The 7,693-nt window shown below is 46.9% G+C and carries 10 protein-coding genes; 6 read left to right on the forward strand and 4 right to left on the reverse strand.

The window, feature by feature from the left end; translation table 11 throughout:
* Positions 1–124 precede the first annotated feature (124 nt).
* Positions 125–595: a dual specificity protein phosphatase family protein gene (locus tag ACLFWI_RS22705; RefSeq protein ID WP_446414811.1), complete on the forward strand. Its 471-nt coding sequence runs from the start codon at positions 125–127 to the stop codon at positions 593–595.
* 364 nt (positions 596–959) lie between these two features.
* A complete protein-coding gene (locus ACLFWI_RS22710) occupies positions 960–2,054 on the forward strand; it encodes a DUF362 domain-containing protein (protein WP_446414812.1) in 1,095 nt (364 codons plus the stop codon).
* Here the strand turns inward: ACLFWI_RS22710 and tsaD are convergent.
* Positions 2,051–3,109: a tRNA (adenosine(37)-N6)-threonylcarbamoyltransferase complex transferase subunit TsaD gene (gene tsaD, locus ACLFWI_RS22715; RefSeq protein ID WP_446414813.1), complete on the reverse strand. Its 1,059-nt coding sequence runs from the start codon at positions 3,107–3,109 to the stop codon at positions 2,051–2,053. The genes ACLFWI_RS22710 and tsaD overlap by 4 nt on opposite strands.
* A 148-nt stretch (positions 3,110–3,257) precedes the next feature.
* On the opposite strand from tsaD, the gene ACLFWI_RS22720 reads away from it, so the two are divergent.
* The 3 genes from ACLFWI_RS22720 (at position 3,258) to purH (ending at position 5,851) form a co-directional block, all read left to right on the forward strand.
* Positions 3,258–3,752, forward strand: a complete 495-nt coding sequence (locus ACLFWI_RS22720) for a Photosystem I reaction center subunit III (RefSeq protein WP_446414814.1) — start codon at positions 3,258–3,260, stop codon at positions 3,750–3,752.
* Between the two features lie 135 nt (positions 3,753–3,887).
* The gene (gene psaJ, locus ACLFWI_RS22725) at positions 3,888–4,016 is read left to right on the forward strand and encodes a photosystem I reaction center subunit IX (RefSeq protein ID WP_006099310.1); all 129 of its coding nucleotides are present in this window, start codon (positions 3,888–3,890) and stop codon (positions 4,014–4,016) included.
* A 272-nt stretch (positions 4,017–4,288) separates the two neighbouring features.
* Positions 4,289–5,851 (forward strand): bifunctional phosphoribosylaminoimidazolecarboxamide formyltransferase/IMP cyclohydrolase, encoded by a 1,563-nt coding sequence (purH, locus tag ACLFWI_RS22730; protein WP_446414815.1) that lies wholly within the window; start codon positions 4,289–4,291, stop codon positions 5,849–5,851.
* A gap of 165 nt (positions 5,852–6,016) precedes the next feature.
* On the opposite strand, the gene ACLFWI_RS22735 is transcribed toward purH, so the two are convergent.
* The 3 genes from ACLFWI_RS22735 to psbN all read right to left on the reverse strand — a co-directional run bounded on the left by ACLFWI_RS22735 (position 6,017) and on the right by psbN (position 7,267).
* Entirely contained in the window at positions 6,017–6,649 is a 633-nt protein-coding gene (locus ACLFWI_RS22735; RefSeq protein ID WP_446414816.1) for a hypothetical protein, read from the reverse strand.
* Between the two features lie 131 nt (positions 6,650–6,780).
* The gene (locus ACLFWI_RS22740) at positions 6,781–7,011 is read right to left on the reverse strand and encodes a DNA-directed RNA polymerase subunit omega (protein ID WP_446414817.1); all 231 of its coding nucleotides are present in this window, start codon (positions 7,009–7,011) and stop codon (positions 6,781–6,783) included.
* Positions 7,012–7,135: 124 nt separating this feature from the next.
* Complete coding sequence (psbN, locus tag ACLFWI_RS22745; RefSeq protein WP_446414818.1) at positions 7,136–7,267, reverse strand: photosystem II reaction center protein PsbN; 132 nt, start codon at positions 7,265–7,267, stop codon at positions 7,136–7,138.
* Between the two features lie 85 nt (positions 7,268–7,352).
* On the opposite strand from psbN, the gene psbH reads away from it, so the two are divergent.
* Positions 7,353–7,556 carry a photosystem II reaction center phosphoprotein PsbH gene (gene psbH / locus ACLFWI_RS22750; protein WP_193877901.1) on the forward strand — a complete coding sequence of 68 codons (204 nt, stop codon included), beginning with the start codon at positions 7,353–7,355 and terminating at the stop codon, positions 7,554–7,556.
* Positions 7,557–7,693: the final 137 nt, after the last annotated feature.

The following is a 7,693-nucleotide window of genomic DNA, read 5'->3' on the forward strand; positions in this document are numbered from 1 at the left end:
GGGTTGGGAGAGGGGCTGGGGGTGAGGGGTTTCAGCCTTAAATTGATACCAATAAGCATTGCAGTGTCCCTACAATACATGGATTAAACTAGACCTATCGTTGAAATTCCAAGACAAGAACAAAATGTATTGTATTAGACCGTGGTTATACGTTGGCAACTATAGAGACAGTCTAAATTATGACTTACTCCAGCATCACCAAATTGGTGCGATGTTACACCTGGCTGAAAATGTACAACAGCCTAATATTGTCTCCCATTATATTCCCGTTGAAGATGGTCAACCGCTGCCGTTTGAACAGCTAAAATCAGGTGTTGAGTTTGTTCGCCAGGAAAAAACCAAGAGTCAAACTGTGCTAATTGTTTGTGGTGCAGGGATAAGTCGTTCCAGTTTATTTGCTGTAGCCACCTTAAAAGAAGAAGAAAATCTGAGTTTGCTGAATGCATTTCAACAAGTCCAGATGAAACATCCACAGGCAAATCCCCATCCAAACCTGTGGAAATCCTTATGTGAGTATTACCATGAAAATGTTTCATACAAGACCATTTTGAAACTGATTTTGCAAGCCAAATCTGGTAAGCTATCACGCATTTAAATTGGGTATAGGATCGCACCAATCGCCTTGGGTTAAAACCCAAGGAACTAAAAGCGAAAGTCGTCTTTAGACGACTGGAACATATCCTGTCCGATTGAATACTTACCTTGTGGTGAAGGCAAGGCAGAGAGTATAAATCAGATGAAATAAGACAAGTAGAAACATAGCCATAGAGACGGTAATAATAATTGTTTAGATAGACATAATACACAAATTTTAGTCCACTTTAGTGGACTTGAGCTTTTAGCCAAGAACTTGAGTTCTTGGCGAATGTGCGGACTGATTTAAAATGGTACAAGATATCAACAGGTTTTAGCACTGAGCCAATTTAATTCAGAATTGTTGTTTTTGAACTCAAGCCACCATGCAACCCAATCACTCCACTCGCAAATACAAACGACGCCGCGTTCTGCGTTTAGCTGCATTAGCTGCTGGAACCTCAATTCTACCTACAGCTTGCAGAACCGGGACTTCCACCTCGCCTACACCTGATGCAGCCGTTGATGCAACCGTTCCCACCACCACACCCACCCCCATCGCCCAGTCTCCATCGGGTAATGTGAGTAAAGTAGTTTTGGTGCGTACTGATGACCGAGTAGCTGGAACTCAAAAAGCACTAGACTTGCTACAACCGGAAGGACTTTCCGATCGCACTATATTTCTTAAGCCCAACTATAATACCGGAGATCCCGCGCCAGCCGCCACGGATACTCAACTCCTAGAGAAGCTGGTGCAAGAGTTACAGAATGGTGGAAGCCAAGGAATTACGATAGGCGATCGCTCTGGGATGGCAAATACTCGTCAAGCCATGGAACAAAAACAGGTGTTTCAATTGGCTGATCGCTATGGCTTGGAAACGATTGTTTTTGATGAGATGGATGCGGATCAATGGCAGTACATTTCCGCCGAGGGAACCCATTGGCAAAAAGGCTTTGCTTTTGCTCGTCCAATTTTAGATGCAGGCGCAATTGTCAATACTTGTTGCTTGAAAACCCATCGTTTTGGCGGTCATTTTACCCTATCGCTGAAAAATTCAGTGGGGATGGTTGCCAAATATGTGCCGGGGGATTCGTTCAATTATATGCAGGATTTACATTCTTCCCCTCACCAACGAATCATGATTGCTGAAATTAACCAAGCCTACAAACCAGCACTGATTCTATTAGATGGGGTAGAGGCTTTTGTAAATGGTGGACCCGCCTCTGGAAAGAAGGTAAAAGCTGGGGTAATGCTGGCGGGAACCGATCGCGTGGCGGTTGATGCAGTCGCCATTGCAATCTTGCGATCGCTTGGCACCACTGACGCTGTTTCTGAGGGTTCAATTTGGCAGTTAGAGCAGATTCAACGAGCCGTAGAACTAGGATTAGGGGCGAGTAGCGCCGAACAAATCGAACTGGTAACGGCGGATAGCGCGAGCCAAACCATGGCAGATCAAATCCGTCAACTCTTAACGATTTAGCGATCGCCTGTTGACTGTTGGTACAATTCCATCACCTGGGTAATCGGTAGCCGTGACTGTACGCCAATGGTTAAGGGAGAGGTATGTCCCCGATTCAGATGATCCGCCGCCGCACAACCAATCATGGCAGCATTATCTGTACAATACTTGATCGGTGGGAAAAGAACGCGCAAATTGTGAGATGACGCCGCCGTTTGCAGGTGCTGTCTCAAGCCACTATTTGCCGCAACACCACCCCCGACAGCAATTGTAGTTAACCCATAATCGATCGCGCAATTCACCGCCCGTTTGGTGAGCGATCGCGCGACGGTTTCCTGGAACGAAGCCGCAATATCCGGAACGGGTAATTCATCCCCTTCTTGCTCTAATTGTTGCACTAACCGTAAGACAGCCGTCTTCAACCCGCTAAAACTGGAATCATACGGATGATACCCCCCACTCGGACGCGATACCCTTCCTTCTGGTAACTTAAAGGCGTGAGGATTTCCTTCCTTGGCTAACCGATCAATCGCAGGTCCTCCAGGATAACCCAGATGTAACAATCGAGCTACTTTATCAAAAGCCTCACCCGCCGCATCATCACGAGTTGAACCCAACATTTCATAGACGCCACAGTCCTTAACATAAATTAAACTCGTATGACCCCCAGACACCAACAAACACAAAAATGGGGGTGCAAGTTCGGGTTCAGTGAGATAGGTGGCGTAAATATGCCCTTCTAAGTGATGCACGCCCAGAAACGGCTTATTATGAACCATAGCCAGGGTTTTCGCCGCCGTTAACCCCATCAAAAGCGAACCCACCAAACCGGGCGCACAGGTAGCGGCTATCCCATCAATCGCCTCCCAGCCCAGATTCGCTTCGGTTAAGGCTTGGGCGATCGCGGTATTGATCATCTCCAGATGCGATCGCGACGCCACTTCCGGCACAATCCCCCCATAAGGCTGATGCACCGGAATCTGAGATGCCACAACATTACTACAACAGGTGCGATCGTGTACCACCGCCACAGCGGTTTCGTCACAACTGGTTTCTATGGCTAAAACACAAGCCATTGCTCCTATCCTGAAAAACTCAATTTACATTTTAATTAATTAAACTTTACTCTGTTCAACCTGTCAGAGTAAGATTGCTGAAGTGTACAAATCATTTCTGTGTTTTGTACACAAAACTTTTGATTTCGTAACAAAAGGAAACAATTCTATGCGACGATTGTTGGCTTTACTTTTCGCCGTTACCCTCTGGTTTAGCTTTGTCACCCCAGCCTTGGCTGATTTTGACCATCTCACCCCCTGTAGTGAGTCACCCGCATTTCAGCAACGAGCGCAGAACGCCCGTCCAACCACCGACGACCCCAATTCCGGGAAAAAACGCTTTGAGCGTTATTCCGAAGCCCTCTGCGGTGATGACGGACTGCCCCACTTGATTGCGGATGGTCGCTTCAGTCGAGCTGGCGACTTTCTCATTCCTAGCATTCTCTTTTTGTACATGGCTGGCTGGATTGGTTGGGTTGGTCGCGCCTATTTACAAGCGATTCAAAGCGAAAAGAATCCCGAAGAAAAAGAAATTATCATCGACCTGCCTTTGGCAATTAATAAAATGCTCTTTGGTTTTGCTTGGCCCCTAGCCGCCGTGCAAGAAGCCCTCTCTGGTAAACTCTATGCCAAAGAAGGTGAGATTCCCGTATCCCCTCGCTAATCTAGGAATTGGCAACTGGAGATAGGAGCTGATGGGTGTAGAATTCTCCGTTATTTCGGGGGACTAACATCATAGCGACCCAAATCTCTAGTTACACGATTGATTGACTTACCTATCACGTTCAGGAGAAGTTTGATGCAGTATTTTCTCAAGTATCTGTCCTTAGCCCCGGTGTTAATTGCTGTTTGGTTAACCATTACCGCCGGAATTTTGATTGAATTTAACCGCTTTTTCCCTGATTTGCTATTCCATCCGATGCCTTAATCTGACTGGTGGGTATAGGTTGAGGAGAGAATCAGGTCTGGGTAGTTTATAGGCTATCTAAGAACAACCCTGTCCCCCTGATTGGCGAGGACGGGGTTTTTGATCAAGGGTAGGGAAGCAGGGGGAGATGAGGGCGGGTTTATTAACATCAGGGCAGGAAACATAATAATAGTGAAACCCGCCCCTACAAACCAGGTTCCCTCGAGGGTCGCGAAGGGTCAAAACTTCCCCAATCCCAGATATCCTAAAGAAGATTGTGATTGAGAAGAGTTATGGCACGTTTAGCCCTGCTGAGTGTATCGGATAAAACTGGACTGGTTGAGTTTGCCCGTCAGTTAGTTACAGAATTTGACTTTGCCTTAATGAGTAGTGGAGGAACCGCCAAAGCCCTGCAAGAGGCGGACTTACCCGTAACTAAAGTATCTGATTATACAGAATTCCCCGAAATTTTAGGCGGTAGAGTGAAAACCCTGCATCCCCGGATTCATGGTGGTATTCTGGGACGGCGCGATGTAGCGGAGGATGTGGAACAAATGGCAGCCCATCAGATTCTACCCATTGATTTGGTGGTGGTGAATTTGTATCCCTTTGAGGAAACGATCGCGAAGCCGGATGTGACGTTATCAGAGGCGATCGAGAATATCGATATTGGGGGACCGGCGATGCTACGGGCGTCAGCGAAGAATTTTGCCCATCTAACGGTTCTGTGTAAGCCTAGCCAATATGACACCTATCTCGAACAATTACGCCAGCATGAGCATCAACCGTCTCTAGAATTCCGCCAAGCTTGTGCAACACAGGCATTTTCTCATACAGGCGATTATGATCGCGCGATCGCGTCCTACCTCGGCGGAACCCAGGAACCCCTCGACGTAGCCCAGGAAGCACCATCCCTTCCCCAAGATTTTGTCCTCTCTGGAGAGCAACTGCAATCCCTACGCTATGGGGAAAATCCTCATCAATCGGCAACCTGGTATCAAACCGGAACCACTCCTACAGGTTGGACAGCCGCAACTAAAGTACAAGGAAAAGAACTTAGTTACAATAACTTGGTGGATTTAGAAGCCGCACGGCGGATTATTACTGAATTTACGGATTTACCCGCCGCCGCTGTGCTTAAGCATACGAATCCCTGTGGTGTGGCGTTGGGAGGTACGCTGTTTGAAGCTTACGAAAAAGCCTTACACGCTGATCCAGTTTCTGCCTTTGGCGGTATTGTCGCCTTGAACCATCCGATTGATATGTCTACAGCCGGGGCGTTAACCCAAACCTTTTTAGAATGTGTCGTCGCACCGGAGTGCGAACCTGACGCCCAAGACATTCTGGCGAAAAAATCGAAGTTAAGAGTATTACTTTTACCAGACTTACAACAAGGTCCCAAGCATACCGTAAAAGTAATTGCTGGCGGGTTACTGGTGCAAGCCTCAGATGATGTCATTGATAACCCTGACGACTGGCAAATTGTTACCAAAAAGCAACCGACAACCGATCAATTAGAGGAGTTATTATTTGCCTGGAAGGTTTGTAAACACGTTAAATCTAATGCCATTGTCGTAACCCGCGATCGCACCACGTTGGGAATTGGTGCGGGTCAAATGAATCGCGTGGGTGCGGTAAAAATTGCCTTAGAACAAGCTGGAGACAAAGCGAAAGGAGGTATTCTCGCTAGTGATGGATTCTTCCCCTTTGATGACTCAGTACGCACAGCGGCTGATGCTGGAATAAGTGCGATCGTACAACCGGGGGGAAGTTTACGGGATAAGGATTCGATTCAGGCGGCGAATGAATTGGGTTTAGTGATGGTACTTACAGGTATGCGTCACTTTTTGCACTAACCAACAGGCTATAAATTTAAAGCGGGACATAGGGGTTGACAGCAGGTTGAGATAAGGTTTTAGGTTTTAGGCTTTCGAGCCTCTCGTCATACTTAACACCTTCTCACAGATCAATGTCCTGCTTTGAGTTGGGGTTGGTATTGCCTACTCCACAAAAACGGCAAGTCAAAAATTGATGTTCAGTAAATCAGCATCCCCAGGTTGAGGTAATCGAGGCTTAGATGGGCGAGTAGGAGTAGAAGGCGGCGACGGCTGCGGGTTGGGTGTTGACATTTGGGGATCGGGGCGATTGGGATTATAAATGCTAACCAAAACCTCAATCAACTCCTCTCGCTGCTGGCGAGTCAGCTTTTCTATCACCGCGCGATCGCCTACCATCGGATTTTCCGTTAACCTGTTACTACCCGGATAGTCAGATTCATTGATATAGTCATTCGCCCCCAGATAGTCAGCCAGCGTCAACTTCCAATCAAACCGATAATTAGGAAGGCGTCTTTTCACATACAGGTGATAACGAATCAGGCGACTTGCCAATGTACTCTCTAAATTGACTTCGCCCGTTTCATTGGTGACATACTGGTTTTCTTTGGGAAAATCGGGTAACTGTTCATAAACTTGACGCCAAGTATCCTGCGATCGGATTAATTGGGCGCGGGCGGGTTGGGAACCCATAATTGACAAAACGGGGATAGTCCTAACCCCCGCTTTGCCCCAGCACAAGCCGATACTCGTCAGAATAGCAAGGGTGAACAGCACAACTAAGCGCGTCGCCTTACCCTTCCGTTGCAGTTGGATCATAGTGAATAGGATGATATAGCTGTCGCCATAAAGATTACTCCTTCTCTGGTAGAAGATTACCTATTTTCCTCTTCCCCAGCTCCTAGACGTAGCATGAGGAGTCTGGAACATTGCTCCCCCAGGGCCCCCTTTTAGTCCCCAATAATTTCCGGTTGAGTCAATTCATCAGACATCTCAATGATTGCCCGCAATACTGGCTTCATCATTGGATCATCCAGATTTTCAAAATCTTCATAGCGACGGCGCTTTGCCCGATTTGCCACTTGCACCGTAATCCGATAGCGGTTAGAAGCCGCCGTGACTAGCTCCTCAGCCCGGTGTATAATTTGACTCGAATCAAACTGGTAACGCCGATGCAGCATAGATTTTTAGTTCCTAAAGTAGCAAGTTATCAGTCTAGCATTTTTGACCAATGACTCCCTGTGTTAACGTCGTGGAGCGAAGCTCAGAAATAACTCCCCTCTCTTCAGACCGGAAAGTCAGAGCTTAATCCTCATGATCTTCAAAGGGATCACTCAATTCAGCCGAAGGCGGACCAAACGCTGTGTAGATGGAAAAGCCGGTGACGGAGATTAGAATCACAGCGACTGAAATGCTAAGAACTATTGCAGGTTCCATTGTGGATATTATATAAATGAGTCTTCTTCCTCTATAATATTACAGAACATTACAAAACGTGATCGAAATTAATCATAGGTGACCCATGGCACAACAGACGCGGTTAGGAGATATTCTCAAACCCCTGAACTCTGAATATGGTAAAGTAGCTCCCGGTTGGGGAACAACGCCCTTAATGGCAGTGTTCATGCTCTTATTCTTCGTTTTCTTGCTAATTATCTTGCAGCTATACAACTCCTCGCTGTTGCTGGAGAACATCAATGTGGATTGGAGAAGCCTAGGTCAATAGGTCTCTAGGTTTTGAGCGTTCATGGTTCATCGTTCATGGTTCATAGCCATAAACTTTTCTCGAATCAGGCGTCAGGAACCCCATAGAAGACAGCTAGGGACTTGAAGGGAGCATCGTACCTGACCAGCCTAAGACCT

It is taken from the genome of Coleofasciculus sp. (genome assembly GCF_046539235.1).
Lineage (GTDB): Bacteria > Cyanobacteriota > Cyanobacteriia > Cyanobacteriales > Coleofasciculaceae > Coleofasciculus.